Raw genomic sequence first — 25,503 nt, forward strand, 5'->3', positions numbered from 1 at the left:
GCGGGCTTCTTTAGCCCAGCCTGCCCAGCTGCGGCGGCAGGGCCGCCGCCAGCTTGGTCAGCATCTCTTCGTACTCAGCATCCGGGTCTGAATCAGCCACAATAGCACCACCCGCGCTCAGACTGACCTGCCCGGAGGACGAAATCACCAGGGCCCTAATCACGATGGACAGATTGACGGCACCTGTCGCAGAAAAGAAGCCTAGAGCCCCCGAATAGATACCGCGAGCGCGCCCCTCTAACCGGTCAATGATATCCATGGTGGACGGTTTGGGTGCCCCGGTCATAGAGCCACCGGGGAAGCAGGCCAGGGCGGCTTCTACCCTGCCTACCTGCGGGCGCATCTGCGCTTGAACCGTGGAGACGAGCTGGTGTACGGTCTGGTAGCTTTCAACCCCCATGAGGACGGGGACCCGCACCGACTCCGGGTAGCTGATGCGGGAGAGGTCGTTGCGCAGCAGGTCAACGATCATGAGGTTCTCAGCCCTGGTTTTGGGGTCGTGCGCTAGCCAGTAGGCGCGGCGGGCATCCTCTAGGGGGTCATCTGTGCGTTCAATGGTGCCTTTAATGGGTTTAGTCTCCACCTGCCCCGCTGGGCTGATGGTCAGGAACCGTTCGGGTGACGAGCTCAGAATATAGAAGCTGTCGCAGTGTATAAAGGCCGCGTAGGGGGCGGGGTTATGTTGGCGCTGAAGCAGGTAGGTTGCTAGGGCCTGCTCTGGGGAAACCGGGGTGACGGCGCTGGCCTGGGTTTGGGCGGTCAGACAGATCTCGTAGCTCTTGCCGTCTGCGATTTCTTGCTGGCAGGTGCGAACATCGGCGGTGTAGTCGGTGCGGGTGGGTGGGGAGAATACCAGGCCGCTCATAGGCTGGGCATCGGCGCCTGCGGTGGGTGGAGCAGTTGATTCTTCCCCGGCATAGTCGCAAAGAGCTGCCTCGATAGCATCAAGCCAAGCTGTGTCCCCTACCAGCCAGCTCTGCCCGCCCTGATGGTCATAAAGCATGTAGCGCACAGCTTGAAGCCAGGCCCCGTCTGGGGTGGGTGAGCTATGGGTCACCGGTGAGCCTGGCTCGGTGCGTGCCCGGTATTCGTAGCCAAAGTAGCCAACGTAGCCACCCAGTAGAGCTTCGCCCAGCTGGCCGGGGGCACCGTTCACGGCAGGCCCCTGCGCCAGATAGGTACTGAGTCCCCGGTCCAAGCTACCGGGTACACGCCCTACCTCTTGGCCTGACCCGTTGAGCTCACGGTAGACGGGCTCACGGGCATCGTCACTGATAAGAACCCGCCCCTCCGCCGGCACCACCCCCAGGTAGGAGTAGCGCGACATAGGAGATTCTGGGCGGGCGGAATCCAGCCAGAAGGAATAGCGGGAACCTGCCGAGATCAGCCGGTAGGCCCGGGCACAGTCTACGGCAAAGCCCAGCGGCCTAACCTGGATGCTAGCACCGGGCACATAGCGGGGGTGGTTCGGAAAGTTCACCCGGATAGTCTAACTGCTCTTCCAGCCATAGGTAGCTGGCAGACTGGATTATCTATTTCCCTATGGTGAATAAGATCCCCTGGTGCGAACAGGATTCTCAGGCTTCATTCCCAGACTTTGGGCAACTGGCTGGTTCCACCATTTAAAAAAACTGCCCCCCTGTTAAAGGGGGGCAGTGTAAGAAGCAGTTTGGCTCTAGGCCTAGCTAGCTAGCATGGCCCGAAGCACGAGCGTAAGAACCCAAAGAGCTACAGCGACGGCACCAAGAACTACCGCAACGGTGTTGAGTGTCTTTGAGTTACCCTGAACGACTCCGGCCTGGGCTAGTTTTTTGCTGGTTTTAAGACCATAAATCCCCAAGAATAAGGAGGGCAATGCCAATATGCCAATGACCAGGGACAGGGCCGCCAAGACAATAGCGCCGATACCATAATTCTTAGCGTTCTTAATATCTTTGGCGATCTCCGGGTGATGAACGGAGCCACCTTGCTGGGGCTGGTTGTTCTGATAGGGGTTATGTGATGGTGTTGTCATAACCTATAGCATAGGGGAAAAAATCCCAGGTGCCATGTTTTGGTGCGGAAAACACTGAAATCTTCCTCCTTTTGCCCTATCGATCTACCGCCTAGCGGACCTGCGGCTCCTGCCCGTTCTCAGAAACCATAGGGAGTTCAGCGTCCTGCCAGGCACCCATACCGCCAATAACGTTAATGGCATCGAAACCGTACTGGTTCAGGTAGGCCACGGCCCTCAAGGAACGGCCTCCGGCACGGCAAATAACGTACACATCCTCATCGAGCGGAACGTCACCGTAGCGCTCGGGAACCTCACCCAGGGGAATATGCTGGGCACCCTCAATATGGCCCTCTACCCACTCGTAATCCTCGCGCACATCCAAAATCTTTGCGCCATCAGGAATCTGATCCACTGTTACCTGGGGGATATCTTCGTTCACAGGTTTACCCTTCCATAGGTTTCACGTTCAGTCTCAGCTTATGCCCGGGCAAGGCCTAGCCACAAGCCCAACAAGCGCCGGGCAGCGGGACTCCTGGGCACCCAATCCCGCTAGCGGGTTCACTCTGACTAGGCAAGTTAATCCTGTAACACACCTACATTCACGCCAGTCACGGCCTAATCTGTGCCTTTTGCCAAGACCTGCGGGCTACTCTTAGAAGTATGTCCACTCGCGCAGGCACTCTTGCCATCCCAGAAGACCTTGTTAACCTCGATGCGCTCATCGGCGCCTACTATGACCTAACCCCCGATCTGAAGGACCCCACCCAACGGGTAGCTTTTGGAACATCGGGGCACCGAGGCAGCTCCCTGAAAGCATCCTTCAACGATGCTCACATTGCCGCTATCTCGCAGGCTATCGCTGAGTACCGCACCGCCCAGGGTATTAGCGGCCCGCTCTTTATGGGCAAAGACACCCACGCGCTCTCCGGCCCGGCTCAAGACACTGCCCTTGAGGTTCTCGCCGCCAACGGTGTCACCGTCCTACTTGATGCCGCAGCTGGCTACGTCCCCACCCCCGCACTGTCACGTGCCATCATTGTCCACAACGCTAATCCCAGCAACAGAGCCCAGGCTGACGGCATCGTTATTACCCCCAGCCACAACCCACCCGCAGACGGTGGCTTCAAGTACAACCCCCCTCACGGCGGTCCTGCTGATTCTCACGCCACCGGCTGGATTGCCGACCGCGCTAACCAGCTCCTTGAAGGAGGCAACAAGGGGGTCAAGCGTATCTCCCTAGAACAGGCCAAGGCCGCTGAGACCAGTGGTACCTACGACTACCTGGGCGCTTACGTCAACGAGCTAGGTACCGTTATTGACCTCGATGCTATCGCCGGGTCCAGCCTCACTATTGGCGCTGACCCCATGGGCTCAGCTTCAGTGGCCTACTGGCAGCGTATCGCTGAGCAGTACAAGCTCAACCTCGAAGTTGTTAACCCGGTTGTTGACCCCCAGTGGGCTTTCATGACCCTGGACTGGGACGAGAAAATCCGTATGGATTGCTCTTCACCCAATGCCATGGCCTCGCTGATTGCCAACCGAGATAAGTACGACATCGCCACCGGTAACGATGCCGACTCTGACCGCCACGGTATCGTCACCCCCGACGCGGGCCTGATGAACCCCAACCATTACCTGGCAACTGCCATCGACTACCTCTACAGCAACCGCACCGGCTGGTCGTCCGCCGCAGGGGTCGGTAAGACCCTGGTGTCTTCTTCCATGATTGACCGGGTTGCCCAGTCGCTGGGTCGCAAGCTGGTTGAGGTGCCCGTTGGCTTCAAATTCTTTGTTGACGGCCTGAGCGCTGGGACTTTAGGCTTCGGTGGCGAAGAGTCAGCTGGCGCTTCCTTCCTGGACCGTCAGGGGCAGGTGTGGACTACAGATAAGGACGGTATCATTCTGGCTCTGCTGGCTTCCGAAATGACTGCTGTGACCGGTAAGACCCCGTCGCAGCGCTACGCAGAGCTAACTGACGCTTTTGGTGAGCCCGCCTATGCCCGCGTAGACGCCCTTGCAACCCGTGAACAGAAAGCTAAGCTGAGCAAGCTCTCCCCCGCCGATGTGACCGCCTCCCAGCTGGCAGGCGAGACCATTACCGCTAAGCTTACCCAGGCGCCGGGCAACGGTGCCTCCATTGGCGGTCTGAAAGTGACCACCGAGAACGCCTGGTTCGCAGCTCGCCCCTCAGGGACCGAGGACGTCTACAAGATATATGCAGAATCCTTTATCGGCCCTGATCACCTGACCCAGGTACAGAACGAAGCCAAGGCGCTGGTCGATAGCGTCATCGCCTAGCCCCCCGCTCGCACCTCAAGGGCCTCTTACTCCGTGCGGGGTAAGGGGCCCTTCCCCTGGCTAGTTTTCTGGCGGTAGGACAAACATGAAGCAGCTTTCCAAGGGGAAGAGATAGGTATCATCACATCGGTAGCCCCGTAACCAAGGAACGCCGTCCACTACGCGCAAGTAAAAGCCCTTAGGGAATGTGTGATCTTCTGAAAGTACCGGGGTAGCAACGTTGACGGCACTATCTGGCATAGAGTGGGTACCGCTCAGTATCGAAGTCTTGCTCTGGGCCTGCTCTAACCACTGCATACGCGCATACGGGGCAAGTTCAAGTGGACAGAGGCAGTAGCCTGTGGCCTGAGCACGCTCATAAACATGTTGTAGCGTTGCTGGCTCATCAAACCCTAAATCAGATAAGTTCACAAGTTCCACTGTGAACCGCCCAGATACAGCTGGGTCATAGTAATTAGATTCCAACAGAACCTGGGCATACTTGTTGGTTTGCACGCCAGTAGCAACCAGCTGCTCAGCCAACTCATTCACCGATTTGGGTTGTATCTCAAATTCCATGCTGCTACATTCCTCCTTGGAAACCAGCTATTTTCTGTTACTCTCAGCTTCTATCAGGGCTAAAGCAAGGGGGCTAAAGCATGGTGCAGGAGCCTTACCCTTTACACCAGCTACCTATGGATCCCGTCACTGCTCCTTGACCTAGCCTAAGGCCTTTGGCGGAGAGGATGTAAACTCACACAGTAAAGCAAGCAATGCCCGCACTTATGAGGCATCAACCCCAGCAACCAGGAGAAACATACATGTCTTCACTCTCCGAAACTGCACACAAGACAAAACGAGAACACCCGGCCCCCTCCAGCGGAAAAACCTTCTTCGGCCACCCCCGAATGCTAGCTAACCTCTTCTCCGTAGAAATGTGGGAACGTTTTTCCTTCTACGGGATGCAGGTGCTCATGCTCTACTACCTCTACTGGGAAACTGAACGCGGCGGACTTGCCCTGCTCAGCGATACCTCAGCTGCAGGTGTCATGGGGGCCTACGGTGGCATGGTCTACCTGATGACCATCGTTGGCAGCATCTTTGGGGATAGGATCCTAGGGCCCGAACGCACCCTATTTTCCTCAGCTACCCTCATCATGGGCGGCCACCTGGCGCTAGCCCTTCTACCAGGTGCAAGTGGTGTTATCACCGGCCTCATCATGGTCGCTATCGGCTCTGGCGGGCTCAAAGCCAATGCCTCCGTACTAGTAGGTTCTCTCTACCAGCACGAAGACCCCCGTCGTGATGGGGGTTTCACTATCTTCTACATCGGTATTAACCTGGGTGCCCTCTTCGGCCCAGCACTGACCGGCCTTACCCGTGAAACCTACGGCTTCCACCTGGCCTTCGGCCTAGCGGCGGCTGGCATGGCTATCGGCCTAATCCAATACGCTCTAACCCGAAAGAACCTGCCAGAGAGCGTCCACCAGATCTCTGCGCCCCTAAGCCCTTCCGAAAAGAAGACCTACAGCGTAGCCGCAGTTGTCATTATTGCCGCAATTCTAGCCCTGGTCTTCACCGGCCTGATCACCCCCGACAACCTGGATACCTGGGTCATGAGCCTTATCGCGGTCTGCGCTCTCGCACTTTTCTACACTCTGCTGACCTCCAAACTCACCACTGCAGAAGAACACTCACGGGTGATCTCCTTTATCCCCATGTTCTTTGGAAGCGTGGCTTTCTGGGCGCTCTTCCAGCAACAGTTCACCGTGCTTGCTATCTACTCCGAGTCCCGTATCAACTGGAACATCATGGGTCTACAGCTCACACCGGAATTTATGAACTCCATCAACCCGATCTTCATTATCATTTTCGGTGCCGTTTTCACAGCCTTGTGGACCAAGATGGGCGAGCGCCAACCCACCACCCCCCTCAAGTTCTCCCTAGCTCTTATTCTGACCGGGGTCGCCTTCTTGCTCTTTATCCCCCAGGCTGGGAACACTGAGGTTAGCTTCCTGTGGATTGTCTTGATTCTCTTCATCTGCACCCTGGGTGAACTAGCAATCTCTCCTGTAGGTATCTCGCTGGCAACCAAGCTGGCACCCCAAAACCACCGAGTAGCCATGATGGCCCTCTACTTCACCTCTTCGGCACTTGGCACGGTGCTAGCCGGCTGGCTTGGGCGCTTCTACTCTATGGAAACCGAGGTAGCCTATTTCACTACACTAGGGCTTATAACCATCGCCCTAGGAGTAGCCCTGGGTGGTATGAATCGGTGGATTGTCCATAAAATGGCGGGAATCCGCTAACTCATAGCCTCCTCTTTATTCCGTGTACTCAAGAGGCATACTGGCCCGGTAGGCCCTTCAATGCTCCTACCGGGCTGGCCTGTCTCATGGGGCAAGGTTAGGGTTCGGACCTATCGACTAGAGCACGCAGATCATCGTGGCGCAGGTCGTCCTTGTGGAAGTGCTTGTTACGGTAGCCCGAGCGGCCCATCATATGCCCGGAAATGGGGATGGTCAGCATCTGCAGGAGCAAAATCACCAGCAGGACCGGGAGCAGGGCCCAGGAGCGGAAATGAAATCCCACCGCCAGGAGCATCAGAATCATGCCAAAAACCTGAGGCTTAGTACCCGCGTGCAAGCGCGTGAGCAGGTCCGGGAAGCGCACCAGACCGATTGCCGCGCCCAAGGACATGAGGGCACCGGCAATCATGCAGACGGCGGTGAGCACATCAAAAACCGTATCGAGACTCATTTGCGGCCCTCCTCTGACTTAACTTCGCTGTTCTTAGTTGCCGAGCGGCTCTTCTTTGAGCCCGCAAGACGCTGGCGGCGGGCCTTCAAGCGGCCAGGAGCAATAACCTTAGATGCCGGTGCGGGTTCATCAGCCTTAGAGTTATCGGCAAACCGGGCGACCGTCACCGAACCCACAAAACCAATCATGGCGATAGTAACCAGCAGAATCATGTAGAACTGGCTATCGGTCAGAATCATGAGCAGGCACAAAGCCGCAGTCAAAATGGAGAGAAGCACATCGCTGGCGAGTACACGGTCCAGGAGTGCAGGCCCTTTCCAGATCCTGTAGACGGTGCCCCAGGTGGCCAGCGTCAGCATCAGGCCTGTAGCCCAGAAAACCCAGTTCATCCTTCCTCCTTAGGGGCTACGGTCATAGCCGCTTCTTCAGCTTTGAGAGCCTCGTACTCTTCTTTACTGCCAGTTGCCTTGATAATGAGCGCCTCAAAATAGGCGACACTCCTGGTGAAGCGCTCAATTTCAGCGGGGGTAGAAATATTTAAAACATGGAAGTAAAGCACCGAATGGGGACGATCCACTTCAACAACCACCGAGCCCGGTATCAGCGACATGGTATGAGAAACAGCCGTCAGCAGAAGGTCGGAGCGGGTGCGCAAAGGTACCGCAACCACCGAGTTAGACAGGGGTGGGCGGAAGATAGCGGCCAGCCACATGACCTCCACACTCGCCTTGGCGATATTCCAGAATAGGAGCACCACAAACTGAGAAGCGTAGAAGATATTGAGCCGGTTGGACAGGTAAAGAGTGGGGAGCTTAAAGACGGCCATGACCAGAAATGCCAGGAGCGCACCAAAAGCCACAAAGCGGAGCGAGAAATCCTGCCAGAGGGCACACCAGACAAAGACCAGCCAGGCAAACGGCGGAAGGGCGTGAACCAGGCCCGCCAGGCTCAGGGAAGACTTCTTCACTGGTTCACCTCCTGGGATCTGTGATCAACGATTTGCTGCTGCAGGTAGTCGGAGCGGGTGGGGGCATCTGGCCCAAAGACCGAGGTGATATACATATCGGGGGTAAAGAGGTTATCCGAGGCCTTATCAGCGAGCTGAAACAGGGGACCCGAAAACACGGTAATCAGTACGCCCACCACTACCAGGCTGACGGTCGGAAGCATCATGGTTGCGGGAATAGGCTTGGCTTGGTAGTGAGCCGGGTCCTCGGAGTGCTCGGCCATGACCAGCTCAGGGGTGGGATCTTCTGCTTCCCTAGCGGGCCGCCAGAAGGCCTTGTTCCACACGCGGGCCAGAGACAGCAGAGTCAGCAGGGAGACCAAAACACCGATTCCGGCGTTAGCGTAGGCCAGAAACCCACCATTTTCTACAGAAGCCTCCAAAAAGCCCACCTTGCCGACAAAGCCCGAGAAAGGCGGGATGCCACCCAGGTTAATGGCGGGAATGAAGTAGAGCAGGGCCAGGAAAGGCGCTGTCTTAACAAGGCCACCCAAACGGCGGGTATTGGTGGACCCGCCGCGGCGTTCCACCAAGCCAACCACCATAAAGAGGCCAGTCTGAATCACAATATGGTGAGCGATGTAGAAGACCACTGTGGTCAGACCCAGTTCATTACCCAGCGAAATCCCCCAGATCATATAGCCGATATGGCTAATCAAGATGAAAGACAGCAGACGCTTGATGTCATCCTGAGCCAGGGCACCCAAGATACCCACCACCAGAGTCAGGGCCGCTACAACCCCCAGCAGGGTATCGAGCCGTCCCTCAGGGAAGAGTAAGGTCTCGGTACGGATAATCGCGTACACACCCACCTTGGTCAGCAAGCCCGCAAACACCGCCGTCACCGGGGCCGGTGCCGTCGGGTAGGAGTCCGGGAGCCAGAGGGAAAGCGGGAACACCGCCGCCTTAATACCGAAAGCAATCAGGAGCATCAGGTGGAGTTGCATCTGGGTGCCCTCGGGCAGGGTGCCCAATTTGAGGGAAAGATCAGCCATATTGATGGTGCCCACCGACGCGTAGACAAAGCCGATAGCGGTCAGAAAGAGCATGGACGAAACAACCGAAACCACCACATAGGTCACACCGGCCCGGATACGCGGGGTATTAGCGTTCATGGTGATTAGCACGTAGGAGGCCATGAGCAGGATCTCAAAACCCACGTAGAGGTTGAACAGGTCACCCGCCAAGAAGGCGTTAGATACGCCCGCCAACAGAAGCAGGTAGGTGGGGTAGAAGACAGAGATGGGCACCTCATCGTCTTCATCTTGCAGGTGCTGGCCAGTAGCAAAAACCAGCACCGCCAGTGAGATGATCGAAGACACCACCAGCATGAGCGACGACAGCTGATCCACCACCATGGTAATACCAAAGGGTGCCTCCCAGCCCGCTAGATGCACGGTCTGAGGCGGGCCAGACCAAGCCGAAGCCAGGAGCAGGCTCTCAAAAGCAAGGGTAGAAGCTACCGCAGTAAAGGCAATGACACGCTGAAGGCGCGCCTTGCGAGAGATAAAGGTGATGGCTGCCGCCAGGAACAGAATGATGACACAAAGAGGAGCAAGCTGGGCTATCTGCATGAGCTAGTCCGCCTTCTTGGGTGTGGCTGAGTAGGAGCCGGTGTGGATCAGTTTATTCTTCTCTTCAGCTTCAGTGAATTTTTTCTCACGGGTCTCTTCGTCACCGTCGAACTCGGAGCTATCGACCTCTGCGGCGGCGTCCTCTTCTTTGTCGAAGCTGTCTTTGATAGCAACGCGGATATCTTCGATATCATCGGTAATTTCATCGGCGCGTGAGAGCAACCAGCTACGGTAGATGATGCCCAGGACCAGGGCAGTGACTGCGCAGGAAATCACGACTGCCGTTAGAATCAGGGCCTGCGGAAGCGGATCTGAATAGTCATTTGCGGCGGCATCTGCCTTATAGAAAGGTGCCAGACCCGCCGGTCCCCCCGCATGCAGAATCAGGATGTTTGTCGCGTTGGTCATGAGCATCAGACCGAGTAGGACGCGGGTCAGGGATCGGTCCAGAATGAGGTAGACCCCCACAGCGTAGAGCACGCCCATGACCAGGATAAGGCTGAAATCAATGACCATTTCTTAGGCCTTTCCTGCTTTGGCGCGGGCTTGTTTTTCTTTTCTGCGGCGTTCGTTCATGAGCTTCAGGTCGATGCGTTCACCCAGGCTTCGCAGGATATCTAGAACCAGTCCAATCACCAGCAGGTAGACCCCGACATCGAAGATGGTGGCGGTGACAAAGTGGACCTGGCCAAAGACCGGTAGCCAGAAGTCCAGGGCATAACTGGAGAACACCGGGTCACCCCAGAAGACGGGAGCCAGGGCGTAGAGGGCTGCAATACCCAGACCTGCGCCCAGGAAAGCACCCGCAGAGAGCGGTGAGGCGGCACGAAGCTCTGCTCCCCCACCGGCTAGGTAGCGCACGGCCAAAGCCAGGCCAACAACCAGGCCGCCGGCAAAGCCGCCACCGGGCAGGTTGTGCCCGGCAAACAGCATGTAGAGGGAAACCATGATCAGGGTGTGGAAGAGCAGGCGGGTCATAACCTCCAGCAGGATGGAACGGAACTCGGGCGGCAGGGTGCGCCCGGCGACGATGAAGGGGTCACGCTCTACCGAGGAGAACTGGCCAGCGACTCGCTGTTGCACCGTAATCTGGGTGCGCTGAGCAAAGGATTTCTCGATCTTTTTCATGGTCTGGGTGTCCGGTCGGCGGGTGCTGGCAGAGTCTGCCCGCCCGCCGATAAAGAGCAAGGAGGCAACACCGGTAGCGGCTAGGGCCAGCACGGATATTTCCCCGAAGGTATCCCAGCCGCGCATATCAACCAGGGTCACATTGACCACGTTGTAGCCGTGTCCGATCTGGTAGGCCAGCTGTGGCATCTCCACGGAGATAGGTGAAAGCGAGCGAGATGAGAGCGTGAACATGGCCAGGGCCATCATGAGACCGGCAAAGCCCAAGGCAATGATGATGCGCAGGGTTTTGTGGGCCCCGTCTGCCCCGCCCTTGGTGCGGATCAGGGGGATTTTGCGGGGTAGCACGCGCATGGCCAGCACGAAAGCAACCAGGACGATGGTCTCCACCAAAAGCTGGGTGGTGGCTAGATCGGGTGCGCTCCGTAAGGCAAAGAGAATTGCCATGCCATAGCCGGTCACTGAAACCATCATGATAGCTAGGAAGCGTTTGCGGACAAAGACCACAACCAGGGCGGCCACAATCATCACAATCACAATGGACCACTGGGCCGGGGATTCGGAGACTCGCACGTTGGCCAGCGGTGGGGTTTCGTTGATGTAGAGAGCGGTGAAGGGAACAACCACGGCGGTAATCAGGATAATACCCAGGTAGAAGCCCAGGGAGCCGCGCTGGGTGACACCGGTGACCCAGACCGCTAGCCTGTCCAGGGAGTCCATGAGATCGCGGTAGACAATCGAGGCATTCGGTGTTGTGGGCAGGGCGCTCTGGAGCTCTTCAATCTGCTTGCGGAAGATAAAGAGTAAGGTGCCGATTGCCATAATGGCCAGCGAAGTCAGGAGCGCCGGGGTGATGCCGTGCCAGAGGGCCAGGTGCAGGCTCAGCGGCTCAGCCTCTGCGGGGAAGGCGGTGAGGATAGGTGTGATGAAGAGGTGCACCGGTTCCGGGTAGAAGCCGTAGAGCAGGCTGAGCAGGGTCAGTACCAGCGGTGCACAAAGGAAAGTATAGGGGACCGGGTGGAAGGCGGTGTCGGGGCTGAGCTTAACTCCCCGGCGGTTACCTTCTAGGGCGCGCGGGCTGACGGGGGTATCTGCCGGGGTGGCCTCGGCACCGGCCTGGTGCGGTAGCTGGCAGTATTTGACACCCTCACGGTGCATGTAGGCGTAGGGCTTGACGGCGAAAGCACCCCAGACAAAGCGGCCCGAGTAGGCAAAGGTCAGGATAGACCCGACACAAATGGCGATCAGGGTTAGGGCGTGCTGCCAGCCCACGGTGGGGCCCAGGTAGGTTTCTAGGACGGCTTCTTTTGCCACAAAACCGGCCAGGGGCGGTAGGCCCGCCATAGAAGCGGCGGAGAGTGTGGCCAGGACAGCCAGCTTGGGCGCGTGCCGGTAGATACCGGAAAGCTTATGAATATCGCGGGTGCCGGACTGGTGGTCAATAATACCCACGGAGAGAAAGAGGCTGGCCTTGAAGAGGGAGTGGGCAACCATGAGCGCAACAGCCGCGTAGAGCGCATCGGGGGTCCCTCCCGAAATCACCAGGGCCAGGAAGCCCAGCTGGGAGACCGTACCGTAGGCCAGAATGAGTTTGAGGTCGGTCTGTTTGAGGGCGCTCCAGCCACCAAAAACCATGGTGAATGCACCAAAGATGATGAGGGTGTTCTGCCAGAGGGCAACTTCACCATAGCCGGGGGCTAGGCGGAGCAGGATATAGATACCGGCCTTGACCATAGCGGCGGCGTGCAGATAGGCAGAGACCGGGGTGGGTGCGGCCATAGCCCCGGGGAGCCAGAAGTGGAGTGGGAAAATGGCGGACTTGGACAGGGCACCGCACAGAATCAGCACCAGGGCGGTTGAGAGCATGCCCAGGCTAAGTGGGCCCTTCCCCTCTTGCGCGGCGGCCAGAAGACTTGGCCCGCGCTCTACCAGCTCGCTCAGGCTGTAGGTGCCCAGGCTGTAGCCCAGCATCACAATACCCACCAACATGGCCAGGCCACCTGCGGTGGTAACGGTCAGCGCTTGGAGGGCTGAACGGCGGGCCGACAGGCGATGCCGGGAGTAGCCAATGAGCAGGTAGGAAAGAATGGTGGTGATTTCCCAGAAGATGAACATGACGACGAAGTCATTGGCAGTGATCAGCCCGAACATGGCACCGGCAAAACCAAAGAGATAGGCCGCGAACTGGCCGTTATCACCGGTGGAGTGCTTGAAGTAGCTGGCGCAGTAGAAGAGCACCAGCGAACCGACGCCCAGTACCAGCAGGCTCATAACCCAGGAGAGGGTATCCATGCGGAAGGTCAGCTCAAGGCTCAGTTGCGGGATCCACCGGTAGCTTTCCTGCCAGGGGGTTCCGCCCAGGATGGAGCCGGTGCGCGAGAGCACCAGCGCAAGCACCGCCGCCGGGATAGCGGCCAGCAGGTAGAAGGTGGAGGTCCCCACGCGACGGTAGAGCCAGGGTGTGGCGATGGTGGCAAGGAGAAAAAGCGCAAGAACTATGGTCACAGGTGGGCCCTTGGTAGGTGCGGCGGGGTTACTTAACAGGTTAAGTTTTGAAGGGCCTATTTGTCGATTGCTGGGGTCGGGTGTCCTCTCTTCAGGTAGCGGGGGAACCTCTACATGATCCAAACGGTGGTGCAGACCCTATGGAATGGTTTTCTGGTTTCCCCTAAGCAATATCACACCGGTTACCGCCGTTCTCTTGGCCCGCAAACCAAGTGAGCACCGTACAATTACTAGCGGTTCACACACACCTCAGACCCGCACAGCCCCACTGGTGGGGCATAAGGAGCGCAGAGCATTGGCAGACAATAATTCCAGATTGGGCTTTGCCTGGACGCTACACGGCGACGGCAAAAGCATTACCCCCGGCGGGGTTGTCCACCCGCTTGAACGGCTGACCTGGGGCCGTACCATCGGTATCGGCGCCCAGCACGTTGTGGCCATGTTCGGCGCAACCTTCCTGGTCCCCCTGCTGACCGGCTTCCCACCGGCGACCACGCTCTTCTTCTCGGGTGTGGGCACCATGCTCTTCCTGCTGATAACAGCCGGGCGCGTACCCTCCTATTTGGGGTCTTCTTTCGCTTTCATTGCCCCTCTGGCAGCCGCAAGTAACCAGTACGGCCCCGGCGGTGCACTGGGCGGCATTGTTATGGCCGGTATCTCCCTCTTCATAGTGGGTGCCGTTGTTCAGATTGCTGGCACCGCCTGGCTGACCAAGCTCATGCCCCCGGTGGTTACCGGCTCCATTGTGGCTCTCATTGGCTTCAACCTTGCCCCCAGCGCTAAGAAGAACTTTATGGAGGCCCCTGTGACCGCGCTGGTTACGCTGACCTCTATCATCCTCATTTCAGTACTCTTTAAGGGCATGATTGGCCGTCTATCCATTTTGCTGGGTGTAGTTATCGGTTACATGACCGCCGCCCTACGCGGAGAAGTCAAGTTCGAAAAGATTCAGGCCGCCTGGGAGAATGAGGGCCTGATCGGTCTGCCCCACTTCCAGCACCCCGAGTTCCACTGGAACCTGGCCGGTCTTTTCATACCCGTCATCCTGGTTCTGGTCGCTGAGAACATCGGCCACGTCAAGTCAGTGGCTCTGATGACCGGGGATAACCTCGATAAATACTCAGGACGTGCCCTCATGGCGGACGGTCTGGCAACCACCCTGGCCGGTGCCGGTGGCGGTTCCGGTACCACCACCTACGCCGAGAACATCGGTGTCATGGCCGCAACCAAGGTCTACTCAACCGCCGCCTACTGGGTAGCGGCTATCTTCGCTGTCCTGCTCTCTATTTTCCCCGTCTTTGGTGCCGCCGTGGCATCAGTACCTGCCGGTGTGCTGGGCGGTGCCGCCACCGTGCTCTACGGCATGATCGGTATGCTCGGTGTGCGTATCTGGGTGGAGAACCGCGTGGACTTCTCCAACCAGGTTAATCTGAGCGCCGCGTCGGTAGCTCTGATTGTGGGTATCGCCGACTACACCTGGGACATTGCCGGCCTGCAGTTCGCCGGTATCGCCCTGGGTACAGCAGCGACCCTGGTGGTCTACCATCTCATGGCTGCCCTCAACAAGCGCAGCGGTGCCCACCCCGAACCGCTCACCCCCACCGAGGCTAAAGGCGACGTCCACTAGCCCCAAAAGCTGATATGCACAGCCCACAGAAAAGGCACTGAACCTATCTTGGTTCGGTGCCTTTGGGTTAAGAACTATTTACTCAGAACGCCCAAGGATTCTGGCAAGCACGTCTGTGTGGTTAGTGACGATCCCGTCAACGCCTAGTGCGATCAGTTCCCGCATGGTGCGCTGATCATCAACGATCCACACGTGGACCTCCAGGCCTGCGCGGTGGGCCGCCTCAACCAATGCCCTGTCGGCAATGCGTATGTTACGGCCAGCCAACCTGTAGTAGAGCGGGATCTGCAAAGAATCAAAGGGAAGAAAAAGGTGCTTGATCAAAGGCAAGAGCGAAGCCCACAGCCCAGGCGCTACCCGCGACGCAAGATAGAAGAGGGAAACCGCAAGTTGTGAAGCACTCATGCTCAGGCTGATACCTGCCTTCTGTGCCGCGCGGTGAGCCTGACGCAGCCGACGCTCACTAAAGGAAGCCACGCGAACCCGCTCTTGGGCACCGGTTGCTAAAAGGACTGGAATGATTCTTTCAGCCGATCCCGCATCTTTGAGGTCAATGTTAAAACGGGCTTGGGGGAAAGCCCGAAGCGTACCTTCCAGCAGCGGTACGGTGCCACCGTCCTTGAGTTCAACAGCCCGCACCTGCTCCCAGGTCATGTCTTTGATAGCGCCGACGCTATCGCTAAGCCGGTCCAGAGTAGGATCATGGAAAACCACCACAGCACCATCGGATGTGGTGTTCACATCTGTTTCAATCCAGTCAGCCCCAGCCTTGAGGGCGTCCGCAAAAGCAAGATCGGTATTCTCTGCCTGTGTTTGGGCTAAGCCTCTATGGGCGTAGATAGAGGTAGAGGCGTATCTCTTTAAGGGTGTAAGTGCGTGTGCCTGCATGACCCCAGTATATTATTACGCGCAGTTCAAATAAGGTCTTCTGAAGGATGAGCGAGTATGCCTTCAATTACCTGGGCTACACCGTCTTGATCGAACCCCGGGCAGGTGCGCCCCACCTGCTCTTTTAGCTGGGGAAGACCAGATTCCATGGCGTAACCTTTCCCCGCCCAGGTTAGCATCTCCAAGTCATTGGGCATGTCGCCAAACGCTAAGACCTCATCTGATCTAATACTGTGCTCAGCCGCGAAGTCAGCCAGAACACAGCCTTTGTTCAGCCCCTTTCGGGCAAGCTCGACCAGGGGCTGGTAGGGGGCAGAGCGGGTCACAGCCGCTCGCTCCCCCACCACATCACGCACCTGGTCTAAGAGTGCAGAAGGGGCAGCCCCTTCCCGGTAGAGCAGGTATTTAACGACACCCGCCTCGGAATCAAGAGTGCACCCTATGGGGCCTTCAACGATCTTGGTAGAGTCTTCCTGCTCATGTGGCCGATACTTCCCCTGAACGTAGACCTGGTCCAGGGTCTCAGCAATAAAGAGAGAATCGGGGAAAACTCTTTCCAGTTCGCTGTGCAGGGCCTGGGTCTCGGTGCCGCTCATAGTGCGGGTTGCAAGCACCTTCCCCTGGCCAATGTCATAGGTCACCGCCCCATTAGAGCAGAAAACAAAAGAGTTCTCACCGTTCCATTCAGAACCGAGCTGGTCCAAGACGGGTTGCATCCAGCGCAGGGGCCGCCCGGTCACAAAAACGATCTGAATACCAGCATCTGCTGCCAAATGCAGAGCCTCTAAGGTACGGGGGCGGAACCTAAAGTCATGACCAATCAGCGTCCCATCCAGGTCGCTGGCAATCAGCTTGATCATGTGCAGGTGCTTTATTTCTCTTCGTGTGTCGCCGTCAGGAAGGCGCGGGCAATGCCGTGGAAGAAGAGATTAAAGTTGACGACAGCAGGGCTGGCCTTCTGGTCCAGGTCGAGTCGCTCAACGTCAACAGCGGTGACACAGAAGATGTAACGGTGGGGGCCATGACCTGCCGGTGGTGCCGCGCCAATGTATCCACGGGTACCACCGTCATTGAGGTGGGTCAGCGCACCTGCTGGCAGATTTTCCGCTGCTCCGCTAGCTAGCTCAGTCACATCTGCTGGTAGATTAGAGACAGCCCAGTGCCAGAACCCGCTGGGGGTGGGGGCATCGGGGTCATAGCAGGTCACCACAAAGGACTTGGTTTCGGGCGGAAAACCTGACCAGGAAAGCTGGGGTGAGACGTCCTGCCCACCGCACCCCATGATTCCGGAGACCTGGGCCGGAGGTAGCGGCGCACCGTCCTCCACATCGGCAGAAGTCAGGGTGAAAGTCGGCAGCTCGGGCAGATCTGCGTAGGGCTGGCGGTTAAGCATGGCGGAGCCTCCTTGAAGTGGGCGGGTAGAAAACTATCTGCAAGGCGCGGTAACCGGCTTACTGGCCGGGATAGAGTACAGCGTCTAGTTCTTCGCGGGTGGGAGGGTTAGCTCCCTGTCGTGAAACGGTGATACCGGCGGCAACCACGGAGAAAGCCAGAATCTCTTTGAGGTCATCCTTGCTCAAGAGCTCAATGGCGGCACGGGCATCTTTCCCCTCAATGTCACGATCCAGGAGAGCCGCAAGCAGGGCGGCCATCAGAGAGTCACCGGCACCCACCGTATCGGCAACCTCTACCCGGTAAGCAGGCAGGGCAAGGCCTTCGGGTGAGGTCTTGCGGGTCAGCGCCCAAGGCCCCATCTCACCGCGGGTAATAACCACCAGGGAAGCACCCAAATCCAACCAGGCGCGGGCCGATTCTTCAAGAGCACGGTGGGGGTAAAGCCAGAGCAAATCCTCGTCAGAAGCCTTAACCACATGAGCGTAGCGGACCAGGTTTTCAGCCCGCTCCCGAGCTACAGAAACGTCGGAGACGATGGTGGGGCGGCAGTTAGGGTCATAGGAAATCAGAGCGTGAGGCGCGGCCTGGCGCACGGTTTCTAGCACCGCGCTGGCACCGGGTTCAAGCATGGCACCGATAGAACCGACGTGGACGGCGGTCGCCTTCTTAGCTACCTCTTCAAGGGCAGCTTCAGCTGCATCCAGGGACCAGTCAATGTCGAACTCGTAGTCAGTGGCACCGGTCTCACCGGTCTTGGCTTGAGCAACAGAAGTCTTCTTGGCATCTGCACCAACCGGAAGGATCACGCCGGAAGCCCGCAGGTGCTCCTCAATCAGATCACCGTAGGCATCGCTACCGTAGCGGCCAATAAACTGGGTCTCATGGCCCAAACGGGACACGCCCACAGCAACATTCATAGGGGAACCGCCGGGGTGGGCGTGGGACTCTACGCCGGGGCGCTGGACAAGATCTACGAGGGCTTCGCCAATGACAGTAAGCATAAACTTAGTTTACTCATTTCTTTGGTCTCGTGAGCAGTCTTTTTGTCATAAACTGCGCGCAGAAATAAAGAGCTTCTTAAGAACGCTAGACTGGATTCGTAGCGCCACCATATCCAGGGGTTTTGCCTGGCTGTGATCTGGTTTGGCGCCCATCAGACACTAGCTAGCAGCGCACCGTCGCGCTACTAACCGGTGAGTTCAAGGACGCTACTCATCGAGGAAGAAGAGGTCATATCACCATGTCAATCTCCGCCGAGAACGCCCACCAGCAGTGGCTAGCCGCTGAGGCTGAAGCTGAGGCAATGATCCCCCTCATTGGCAGGTTAAACCGGGAGAATAAGGTCGTTGTTTCAATCCACGGTCACAGCCTCATTAACAAGTCAGTGATTCAGATTCTCAAGGCCCACCGCTTTGCTCGTCAGCTCGACGATGTTGAGCTGAACCCCGCTGATTCCCTGGCACTTCTGCAGGCCCTCAGCCAGCTTGAACTGGGAGCCTGCTCCATCGACATCGCCAGCCTGCAAGGCGAGTTTGAGGGATCTGGTGCCCGCGACCGCCAGGAATGGTTGCGGCAAACCCTAGCCCCGGTTGTTGGCAAGAAAGGTCAGATCGAAACTTCCTCACAGGACGTTGTTCTCTATGGTTTTGGTCGAATTGGCCGCCTGCTGGCGCGTATCTTGCTAGAGCGTTCAGCGGGTGCAGGGCCCAAGCTCCGCGCCGTGGTCGTTCGTAAAAACACCGATAACGATATCTACAAGCGCGCTTCCCTCCTGCGCCGCGATTCGGTTCACGGGGCCTTCAAGGGTACGATCCGGGTCGATGAAGAGAACTCCACTATCATTGCCAACGGCACCCCCATCCGCTTTATCTACGCATCCGACCCGGCGGAAGTCGACTACACGGCCTATGGTATTGAGAAGGCTATCGTGGTCGATAACACCGGCCGTTGGCGTGATAAAGAGGGCCTCTCCCGCCACCTTGAAGCCAAGGGGGTTTCACGCGTCCTGCTCACTGCACCCGGTAAGGGCGTCAAAAATATTGTCTGCGGTGTAAACGACAGCATCATCGAGGATTCGGACGCGATCCTCTCCGCCGCCTCCTGCACTACTAACGCTATTACCCCGGTGCTGGCAGTCATGGACGAGGTCTACGGGGTTAAGCGTGGGCATGTGGAGACGGTTCACTCCTTCACCAATGACCAGAACCTCATTGATAACTTCCACAAGGGTGACCGCCGTGGCCGCTCCGCTGCGCTCAACATGGTTATTACCGAGACCGGCGCTGCTAAGGCTGTTTCTAAGGCCCTGCCCCAGCTTGAGGGTAAGCTGACCGGCAATGCCATTCGTGTGCCCACCCCCGATGTGTCTATGGCGATTCTGAGCCTGCAGTTGGAAAAGCCCGTAGGGTCTAAGGACGAGCTCAACAACCTGCTGCGGGAGCGCTCCTTGCGTTCTCCCCTGCGCCGCCAGATTGACTACACCGACTCACACGAGGTTGTCTCTACCGACTTTGTAGGCTCCCGTGCCGCCGGCGTGGTCGATGGTCTAGCCACCATTACCTCCGGGGACGAGAACGCCATTCTCTACGTCTGGTATGACAACGAATTCGGCTACTCCTGCCAGGTCATTCGTGTGCTCGAACGCATGGTCGGTGGCCGTCTTCAGGCCTTCCCCGAGAGCGTATAAGGGCTATTTCTAAAAGTTAACCGGTTCCTCGGAAACACCGTGCCCGCCGCGGCCCTCAACACTGTGTTGGGTGGCGCTGGCGGGCACCTTATTTTTATTGGGGCCTACGGCGCTATTTCTTGGCCGGGAAGTTGGCCTTCACCCAGTCGCTGGCAGCGACCTGGGGGGATGCTTTCTCTTCACCCGAAACCCTGGTGTTGAGCTCAATCAGGGCTTGGGTAGTGATGAGAGCCGACACTTCATCAAGCACCTTGGCCGCCGCGACCGACAGCGTAGCGGCATGTGCCACCGGTAGAACCTGCTGGGGCAGAATCAGATTGAGGGGATCTGCGAGCACCACAAACCCGTTGGCTTTAATAGCCGGGTCGGTGGAATAGAGGTTGACCATATCAACTGTCCCATCTGCCAGGGCGGCCACGGTCAGTGGACCAGCCCCATCGTTGATGGGTTCGAAGGAAGAGGGAGTAAAACCGTATTTTTCTTTCAATCCGGGCAAGCCATAGGTGCGCTCGGCAAATTCAGGCGGTGCCCCCAGGGCCAGCTTACCGCTCAAACCCGCTAAATCTTCCAGACTGTTCAGCCCGCGTTCCTGCGCGGTCTGTGCTGTGACAACCAGGGAGTCCTTGTTCTGGGCCGGGGCCGCCGAAAGAACCGCCAGTTCATGGGGCAGGGCCTGGGGCAGGGCCTCGAGAACTTCCTGTGCTGTTTGTGCCTTAGCCTGCGCGTCAAAGTAGAGAAGCAAGTTCCCCGAATAGTCGGGTACCACGGTCACGGTGCCCTCAGCCAGCGCCCCAAGGTAGGCCTCGCGGGCACCGATAGCAGGCGCTGTTTGGGCCTCAAAGCCACGGGTGTTCAGAGCCGCCGCATAGATTTCAGCAATAATCTGAGACTCCGTGAAATCAGCCGAACCAACTGTGATGGTGCCTGCCTGAGCCCCGCTACCAAAGGCGCTAGAACCGTCCAGGCCGCAGGCGCTCAGACCCAGAGTACCGGCGGTCAGGCCTAGCCCGGTGAAGAAAGAACGGCGGGAGAAAGAGAATGAAGTCATGTTTTTACCTTAATCCGGGATAGGTCAGTAGGCGCTGAATCAAAGCCAGCAGGGCATCGACAACAAGAGCGAGCGCTGCCACCAGAATGACGGCGGCAACCATGCGGGCGTAGTCGCGGACGGCTAGGCCATCAATGAGGTAGCGGCCCAGGCCACCCAGGTTGATGTAGGCGACCACGGTGACCGTAGCAATAACTTGGAGGGCAGCGTTGCGGATGCCACCAAAAATCAGTGGTAGGGCGATGGGTAGTTCTACCCGGGTCAGAACCTGCCAGGCGGTCATGCCCTGAGCGCGGGCGGCATCAATGGTGATGGGGTCTACGGCGGAGATACCGGCATAGGTGCCAGCAAGTAAGGGCGCGATAGCCAGGATGATGAGGGCTAGGGCTGGGGCGGTGAAGCCCAAGCCCAGCCAGAGGGCGAAGAGGGTGAGCAGACCCAGGGTGGGCAGGGCCCGGAGCGCTCCAGTAGAAGCAACCACCAGGTTCTCACCTTTACCGGTATGCCCGACCCAGGCTCCTAGGGGTAGGGCGATAGCGGCCGCTATCAGCAGGACGACTAGCGAGTATCCTAGGTGTTCAGCCAGGCGTTGCCAGATACCTCCGGCGCCGGACCAGGCTCCGGGGGCGGTGAACCAGTGCCCTACTTGTTCGAAAATCATGCCTTCCTCCAGTGGGTCAGGCCGTTACCGGCGAGGGCAAGGGCTCGGTCCAGAATCAGGGCGAGCACTACTGTCAGTAAAATTCCGGTGATAATTTCTGCGGGTAGGTCACGGCGGAGTCCGTCGGTGAAGAGGGTGCCTAATGACTGGATACCAATGACAGCGCCTACCGAGACCATAGAGATATTGGCGACCAGGGCGACCCTTAGGCCTGCAATCATGACCGGCAGGGCCAGGGGGAACTCCACCTTGAGAAACCGCCTGGCAGGGGTGTAGCCCAGCGCGGTGGCGGCTTCGAGGGTAACGGGTGAGACAGATTCAAAGGCGTCTACAGCACTTCTGACCATCATGGCAAGTACGTAGATGGTCAGAGCAACATAGACATTTACGGGGGAAGTGATAGAGGTACCCAGTACCAGGGGCATGAGCACAAATAATGCCAGAGAGGGGATGGTATACAGCAGGGCTGAGCCGTTGATGACTAGGCCCCGGCGTAGCTTACCTACTGGGGTGTACCCTTCGGTGGAGCGCCCGTCTTTACGGCGGCTGAGTGCTAGGCGGGCTAGGGGTAGTGATAGGAGGAACCCGAAGATCAGTGGAATAAGTGCCTGGAGCAGGTGCAGGAGGGTGAGCCGGCTTAGATAGCCCAGGTTATCGAGGGCCCAACTCATGCGCTGTCCCCCTCGCCCTTAATCCCGTAACGCTGGATTCGCTCCTGCCGGGTTGCATGGAGAACGTCTTCTGCTTTGAGTAGGCCTAGTAGATGACCAGTTTGGTCTACAGCTACGCCCCAGCCTGAGGGAGAAGAGAGTGCCGAGTCTAGAGCATCGCGCAGGCTACCGCCCTGTATAAAGAGTGAGCCCCCGGGGAAGCATTTTCCTGCGGCCTCCCAGCCGTCTGGTTTGCCGTCGGTGACGCGTAGCTTCCAGCTCTCTGCGGTGACCTCGGGTGAGGTCAGTGGGTAGAGAGTGAGGCCGTCTGCTTGGGCAAAGGTGAGCCGCCTGGTTCCTCTGTCTCGCCCCACAAATGATGCCACGTAGTCATTGGCAGGTATGCGCAGGATTTCTTCGGGGGTGCCGAACTGGGCTATGTGGCCGCTTTGGGCAAAAACAGCTACATAGTCGCCCAACAGGATTGCTTCGTCAATGTCGTGAGTGACAAAGACGATGGTTAGGTTGAGCTCCTTTTGTAAAGCAAGCAGGTTCTCTTGGAGTTCGGCTCGTACGACGGGGTCGATAGCGCTAAAGGGCTCGTCCATGAGCAGGATGGATGAGTTGCCTGCTAGGGCACGGGCTACGCCTACCCGCTGGGCCTGCCCGCCTGAAAGCTGGGCGGGGTATTTTTTAGCCAGTGAGGGGTCAAGGCCAACGGTTTCAAGTAGAGCCAGTGCTTTTTCTCTGGCTTGACGGGCGGGGGTGCCCTTGAGCCGGGGTACGGTGGCGATATTATCGACAACGGTCTGGTGGGGCATGAGCCCAGCCTGCTGTAAAACATAGCCAATCGAGCGGCGTAGCTGGTGCTCGGGTTGGTCGGTATTGGGCTGGCCGTTAACCAGGATCTGTCCGCTGGTGTGCTCAACCATGCGGTTGATCATGCGCAGGGAGGTTGTTTTACCGCAGCCGGAGGGGCCAACGAAGACGGTTATTTTCCCCTGGGGTATGGACAGGTTAAGGTTGTCTACTACCGCAGTGTTTCCGTATTTTTTAGTGACCGCTATAAATTCGATTGCCGGTGTCTGGGCCATGCTTACTCGTTTCGTGGACGACCTGGTCTGTCTCACCACCCTAGTACCTATCAGAGCCCAGGTAAACTAAGTAAACTTTCATTTTTGCCAGAGGCTAGCTCTACCTCACCCCTTGCCCCCTCAGAGCTAAACCCAGTGGCCGGGCAGGGGTAAAGGCTGGTGGCTAGTAGCCCTGTTAGGCTTAAACTCATGAAGATTGCCACCTGGAATGTGAACTCGATTCGTGCCCGCGCTGACCGTGTAGAGGATTGGTTAGAGCGTAGCGACGTGGATGTGCTCGCCCTTCAAGAGACCAAGGCTACCGATGAGAATTTCCCTTTTGAGATTTTTGAGTATTCGGGCTACGAGGTAGCTCATTTTGGGCTTTCGCAGTGGAACGGTGTGGCGCTTGCCTCGCGTGTAGGGCTTGAAGATATTCAGCGCACCTTTGCGGGTCAGCCTGCTTTTGGTAAGCCGGGGCAGGAGCCCCAGGTGGAGGCCCGCGCTTTGGGTGCTACCTGCGGTGGGGTTCGGGTGTGGAGCCTGTATGTGCCCAATGGGCGGGGTGTGGACGACCCGCATATGGCCTATAAGTTGGAGTGGCTGGGTCAGCTCCGGCAGGAGGCGCTGGGCTGGTTGGAGCAGGATTCGGGCGCCCAGTTTGCTCTGGTAGGTGACTTTAATATTGCCCCGCTTGATGAGGATGTGTGGGATATTGATTTCTTCCGCCAGAATCAGATGACCCATGTGACGGAGCCGGAGCGTGCGGCCTTCCAAGCCTTTTTAGATCAGCCTTTGGGTCTGGTCGATGTGGCCCGGCCTCATACCTCTGTGCCTTATACCTACTGGGATTATACTCAGCTGCGTTTCCCTAAGAATGAGGGTATGCGGATTGATTTTCAGCTCTATTCCCCTGCACTGGCGGCCCGTGTGGTGGGTGCGGAGATTGACCGCCAGGAGCGTAAGGGTAAGGGCGCTTCGGACCATGCCCCGGTGGTTGTGGAGATTAACTAGAAACGGGAGCACCCCGCCAACCCGGGAGCTGTGTTAGCTACGTTGGGCCGGTGGGGTGCACTGCTTTTAATTCTTAGATGGTGGCGTCTACGTCCTCTTGGAGAGTGAGACCGCGGCGCAGGGCGCCTTCCATAAATCCGGCTATCAGAAAAAAGACTAAACCGCACAAGATAGGCCAGTTGAGCCCGCTACCGTTGATGGTAATCCTGTCGTAGCCTACGTAGTAGTTCTCTACGCTCCAGCGAACGACATCGTGGACAAGAAAATAGGCAATTCCCCACCACAGCATCATCATACGGAGCTGGTAGAAGTAGCGCACTGACTTCTGAGTAAATTGTGCAGCTACGTTAAAGTTGGCTGATACCCGGGCCATCTGGAGAGCAAAAATGCTTACCCCCAGGGAGGGTAGGGCATGGTCCACCCAAGCAAAAACTTTGACAAAGAGCGGTAATGATGCTGTTTCCAGGGTTGTTATCTGTCCCGGCGCCGACTCATAGGTCACCCACAGAGCTTCCTGTGAGGGATAGGGCCAGTAGAGGGCCATAGTCACTGGGAAAATAAAGGCCAGAAGTATAAAGCCCAGCAACGGTAGGCTGAATGATTCTTGGAAGCTGTTGGCTGTTTTAGATGGTTGCATCGGAGTCCTCCTGGAGAGTGAGACCGCGGCGCAGGGCGCCTTCTATAAAGAAGAGAGTTGCCACAAAGAGTAGGGTCAGCAGACCCTGGTCAGAGAAAAAGGTGCTTTCGCTGTGGATGTCCGGCAGGTCATAATCATTTGCCACAGCCCGCGTTAGAAAAGCTGTCAGGAGCGAGTAGACGATCATTCCCCCTAGCAGGACTATCTGAGCCGCCCTCAAAAGAGCAAGAGCTTGGGTACCAAAGTGTGCCTTAGTGTAGAAAATACGAGCCAACCTGTAGAGCAGGGCTGTTACTACCAGGTACATGCTAAATTTCCAGGCAAAAGCTGCCCAGGCAAGCACTCTAGTACCTTGCCCAAGCGGGGAGTCTTCCACCCAGTTGATTCCACCGTCAAGTTCCGGGTTGTAGCGGTGTAGAGGGGAAGGAATCCCAGCCTCTGGCCACTGCATGACAATGAGCCATATAAAAAGCACGAACACAACAGCGCTATAGACCAGCGGAAGAGAGAAAGCGTGTTCCTCAGGTTGTGGGTTCTGTGCTTCTAAGCCCAGATAGTTTTTGATTTGCCTCATAGGA

25 protein-coding genes are annotated in these 25,503 nt (G+C 57.6%); 5 read left to right on the forward strand and 20 right to left on the reverse strand.

Annotation, left to right across the window (positions count from 1 at the left end):
* Positions 1-10: 10 nt before the first annotated feature.
* From ACN08Y_RS02525 to ACN08Y_RS02535, 3 genes are all read right to left on the reverse strand, one after another.
* The gene (locus tag ACN08Y_RS02525; protein WP_419111742.1) at positions 11-1,480 is read right to left on the reverse strand and encodes an anthranilate synthase component I family protein; all 1,470 of its coding nucleotides are present in this window, start codon (positions 1,478-1,480) and stop codon (positions 11-13) included.
* A gap of 201 nt (positions 1,481-1,681) precedes the next feature.
* Positions 1,682-2,014, reverse strand: coding sequence for a hypothetical protein (locus ACN08Y_RS02530; protein WP_419110965.1), 333 nt, complete (start codon positions 2,012-2,014; stop codon positions 1,682-1,684).
* A gap of 91 nt (positions 2,015-2,105) precedes the next feature.
* The gene (locus tag ACN08Y_RS02535; RefSeq protein ID WP_419098976.1) at positions 2,106-2,435 is read right to left on the reverse strand and encodes a rhodanese-like domain-containing protein; all 330 of its coding nucleotides are present in this window, start codon (positions 2,433-2,435) and stop codon (positions 2,106-2,108) included.
* A gap of 221 nt (positions 2,436-2,656) precedes the next feature.
* On the opposite strand from ACN08Y_RS02535, the gene pgm reads away from it, so the two are divergent.
* Positions 2,657-4,294 (forward strand): phosphoglucomutase (alpha-D-glucose-1,6-bisphosphate-dependent), encoded by a 1,638-nt coding sequence (gene pgm / locus ACN08Y_RS02540; RefSeq protein ID WP_419111743.1) that lies wholly within the window; start codon positions 2,657-2,659, stop codon positions 4,292-4,294.
* 60 nt (positions 4,295-4,354) lie between these two features.
* Here pgm and ACN08Y_RS02545 read toward each other — a convergent pair whose 3' ends face one another.
* Positions 4,355-4,852 carry a hypothetical protein gene (locus tag ACN08Y_RS02545; RefSeq protein WP_419110967.1) on the reverse strand — a complete coding sequence of 166 codons (498 nt, stop codon included), beginning with the start codon at positions 4,850-4,852 and terminating at the stop codon, positions 4,355-4,357.
* 242 nt (positions 4,853-5,094) lie between these two features.
* On the opposite strand from ACN08Y_RS02545, the gene ACN08Y_RS02550 reads away from it, so the two are divergent.
* A complete protein-coding gene (locus tag ACN08Y_RS02550; RefSeq protein ID WP_419111744.1) occupies positions 5,095-6,582 on the forward strand; it encodes a peptide MFS transporter in 1,488 nt (495 codons plus the stop codon).
* A gap of 97 nt (positions 6,583-6,679) precedes the next feature.
* On the opposite strand, the gene mnhG is transcribed toward ACN08Y_RS02550, so the two are convergent.
* From mnhG to ACN08Y_RS02580, 6 genes are read right to left on the reverse strand one after another with little or no spacing between them, the layout of a single operon-like run.
* Complete coding sequence (gene mnhG / locus ACN08Y_RS02555) at positions 6,680-7,033, reverse strand: monovalent cation/H(+) antiporter subunit G (protein WP_419098972.1); 354 nt, start codon at positions 7,031-7,033, stop codon at positions 6,680-6,682.
* Positions 7,030-7,422: a monovalent cation/H+ antiporter complex subunit F gene (locus tag ACN08Y_RS02560; RefSeq protein WP_419110969.1), complete on the reverse strand. Its 393-nt coding sequence runs from the start codon at positions 7,420-7,422 to the stop codon at positions 7,030-7,032. Before ACN08Y_RS02560 ends, mnhG begins: the two co-directional genes overlap by 4 nt.
* Positions 7,419-8,000 carry a Na+/H+ antiporter subunit E gene (locus tag ACN08Y_RS02565; protein ID WP_419111745.1) on the reverse strand — a complete coding sequence of 194 codons (582 nt, stop codon included), beginning with the start codon at positions 7,998-8,000 and terminating at the stop codon, positions 7,419-7,421. Before ACN08Y_RS02565 ends, ACN08Y_RS02560 begins: the two co-directional genes overlap by 4 nt.
* Positions 7,997-9,613, reverse strand: coding sequence for a Na+/H+ antiporter subunit D (locus ACN08Y_RS02570; protein ID WP_419111746.1), 1,617 nt, complete (start codon positions 9,611-9,613; stop codon positions 7,997-7,999). Before ACN08Y_RS02570 ends, ACN08Y_RS02565 begins: the two co-directional genes overlap by 4 nt.
* Positions 9,614-9,616: 3 nt before the next feature.
* Entirely contained in the window at positions 9,617-10,129 is a 513-nt protein-coding gene (locus tag ACN08Y_RS02575) for a Na(+)/H(+) antiporter subunit C (protein WP_419110972.1), read from the reverse strand.
* Positions 10,130-10,132: 3 nt separating this feature from the next.
* Positions 10,133-13,246, reverse strand: a complete 3,114-nt coding sequence (locus ACN08Y_RS02580) for a Na+/H+ antiporter subunit A (RefSeq protein WP_419111747.1) — start codon at positions 13,244-13,246, stop codon at positions 10,133-10,135.
* A gap of 295 nt (positions 13,247-13,541) precedes the next feature.
* Here ACN08Y_RS02580 and ACN08Y_RS02585 point away from each other — a divergent pair, with 295 nt between their 5' ends.
* Entirely contained in the window at positions 13,542-14,873 is a 1,332-nt protein-coding gene (locus tag ACN08Y_RS02585; RefSeq protein ID WP_419111748.1) for a uracil-xanthine permease family protein, read from the forward strand.
* A 78-nt stretch (positions 14,874-14,951) separates the two neighbouring features.
* Here ACN08Y_RS02585 and ACN08Y_RS02590 read toward each other — a convergent pair whose 3' ends face one another.
* From ACN08Y_RS02590 to ACN08Y_RS02605, 4 genes are read right to left on the reverse strand one after another with little or no spacing between them, the layout of a single operon-like run.
* Complete coding sequence (locus ACN08Y_RS02590; protein WP_419111749.1) at positions 14,952-15,761, reverse strand: glycerophosphodiester phosphodiesterase family protein; 810 nt, start codon at positions 15,759-15,761, stop codon at positions 14,952-14,954.
* A gap of 26 nt (positions 15,762-15,787) precedes the next feature.
* The gene (locus ACN08Y_RS02595) at positions 15,788-16,621 is read right to left on the reverse strand and encodes an HAD-IIB family hydrolase (RefSeq protein ID WP_419111750.1); all 834 of its coding nucleotides are present in this window, start codon (positions 16,619-16,621) and stop codon (positions 15,788-15,790) included.
* Between the two features lie 11 nt (positions 16,622-16,632).
* The gene (locus ACN08Y_RS02600; protein ID WP_419098963.1) at positions 16,633-17,154 is read right to left on the reverse strand and encodes a YbhB/YbcL family Raf kinase inhibitor-like protein; all 522 of its coding nucleotides are present in this window, start codon (positions 17,152-17,154) and stop codon (positions 16,633-16,635) included.
* Positions 17,155-17,212: 58 nt separating this feature from the next.
* Complete coding sequence (locus ACN08Y_RS02605; RefSeq protein WP_419111751.1) at positions 17,213-18,157, reverse strand: carbohydrate kinase family protein; 945 nt, start codon at positions 18,155-18,157, stop codon at positions 17,213-17,215.
* Between the two features lie 239 nt (positions 18,158-18,396).
* On the opposite strand from ACN08Y_RS02605, the gene ACN08Y_RS02610 reads away from it, so the two are divergent.
* Positions 18,397-19,842, forward strand: a complete 1,446-nt coding sequence (locus tag ACN08Y_RS02610; protein WP_419111752.1) for a glyceraldehyde-3-phosphate dehydrogenase — start codon at positions 18,397-18,399, stop codon at positions 19,840-19,842.
* Between the two features lie 112 nt (positions 19,843-19,954).
* Here ACN08Y_RS02610 and ACN08Y_RS02615 read toward each other — a convergent pair whose 3' ends face one another.
* The 4 genes from ACN08Y_RS02615 to ACN08Y_RS02630 are packed head-to-tail and all read right to left on the reverse strand — an operon-like array spanning position 19,955 to position 23,295.
* Positions 19,955-20,890: an ABC transporter substrate-binding protein gene (locus tag ACN08Y_RS02615; protein ID WP_419111753.1), complete on the reverse strand. Its 936-nt coding sequence runs from the start codon at positions 20,888-20,890 to the stop codon at positions 19,955-19,957.
* 4 nt (positions 20,891-20,894) lie between these two features.
* Positions 20,895-21,551 (reverse strand): ABC transporter permease, encoded by a 657-nt coding sequence (locus ACN08Y_RS02620; protein ID WP_419098956.1) that lies wholly within the window; start codon positions 21,549-21,551, stop codon positions 20,895-20,897.
* A complete protein-coding gene (locus tag ACN08Y_RS02625; RefSeq protein ID WP_419098955.1) occupies positions 21,548-22,222 on the reverse strand; it encodes an ABC transporter permease in 675 nt (224 codons plus the stop codon). Before ACN08Y_RS02625 ends, ACN08Y_RS02620 begins: the two co-directional genes overlap by 4 nt.
* Positions 22,219-23,295 (reverse strand): ABC transporter ATP-binding protein, encoded by a 1,077-nt coding sequence (locus tag ACN08Y_RS02630; protein WP_419111754.1) that lies wholly within the window; start codon positions 23,293-23,295, stop codon positions 22,219-22,221. The genes ACN08Y_RS02625 and ACN08Y_RS02630 overlap by 4 nt, the downstream gene beginning before the upstream one ends.
* Positions 23,296-23,484: 189 nt before the next feature.
* On the opposite strand from ACN08Y_RS02630, the gene ACN08Y_RS02635 reads away from it, so the two are divergent.
* The gene (locus tag ACN08Y_RS02635) at positions 23,485-24,288 is read left to right on the forward strand and encodes an exodeoxyribonuclease III (RefSeq protein ID WP_419111867.1); all 804 of its coding nucleotides are present in this window, start codon (positions 23,485-23,487) and stop codon (positions 24,286-24,288) included.
* A 73-nt stretch (positions 24,289-24,361) separates the two neighbouring features.
* On the opposite strand, the gene ACN08Y_RS02640 is transcribed toward ACN08Y_RS02635, so the two are convergent.
* Both ACN08Y_RS02640 and ACN08Y_RS02645 read right to left on the reverse strand, forming a co-directional pair.
* Positions 24,362-24,925 (reverse strand): hypothetical protein, encoded by a 564-nt coding sequence (locus tag ACN08Y_RS02640; protein WP_419111755.1) that lies wholly within the window; start codon positions 24,923-24,925, stop codon positions 24,362-24,364.
* Positions 24,912-25,499 carry a hypothetical protein gene (locus tag ACN08Y_RS02645; protein ID WP_419111756.1) on the reverse strand — a complete coding sequence of 196 codons (588 nt, stop codon included), beginning with the start codon at positions 25,497-25,499 and terminating at the stop codon, positions 24,912-24,914. Before ACN08Y_RS02645 ends, ACN08Y_RS02640 begins: the two co-directional genes overlap by 14 nt.
* Positions 25,500-25,503: the final 4 nt, after the last annotated feature.

Source organism: Rothia sp. P5764, assembly GCF_048512965.1.
GTDB lineage: Bacteria > Actinomycetota > Actinomycetes > Actinomycetales > Micrococcaceae > Rothia.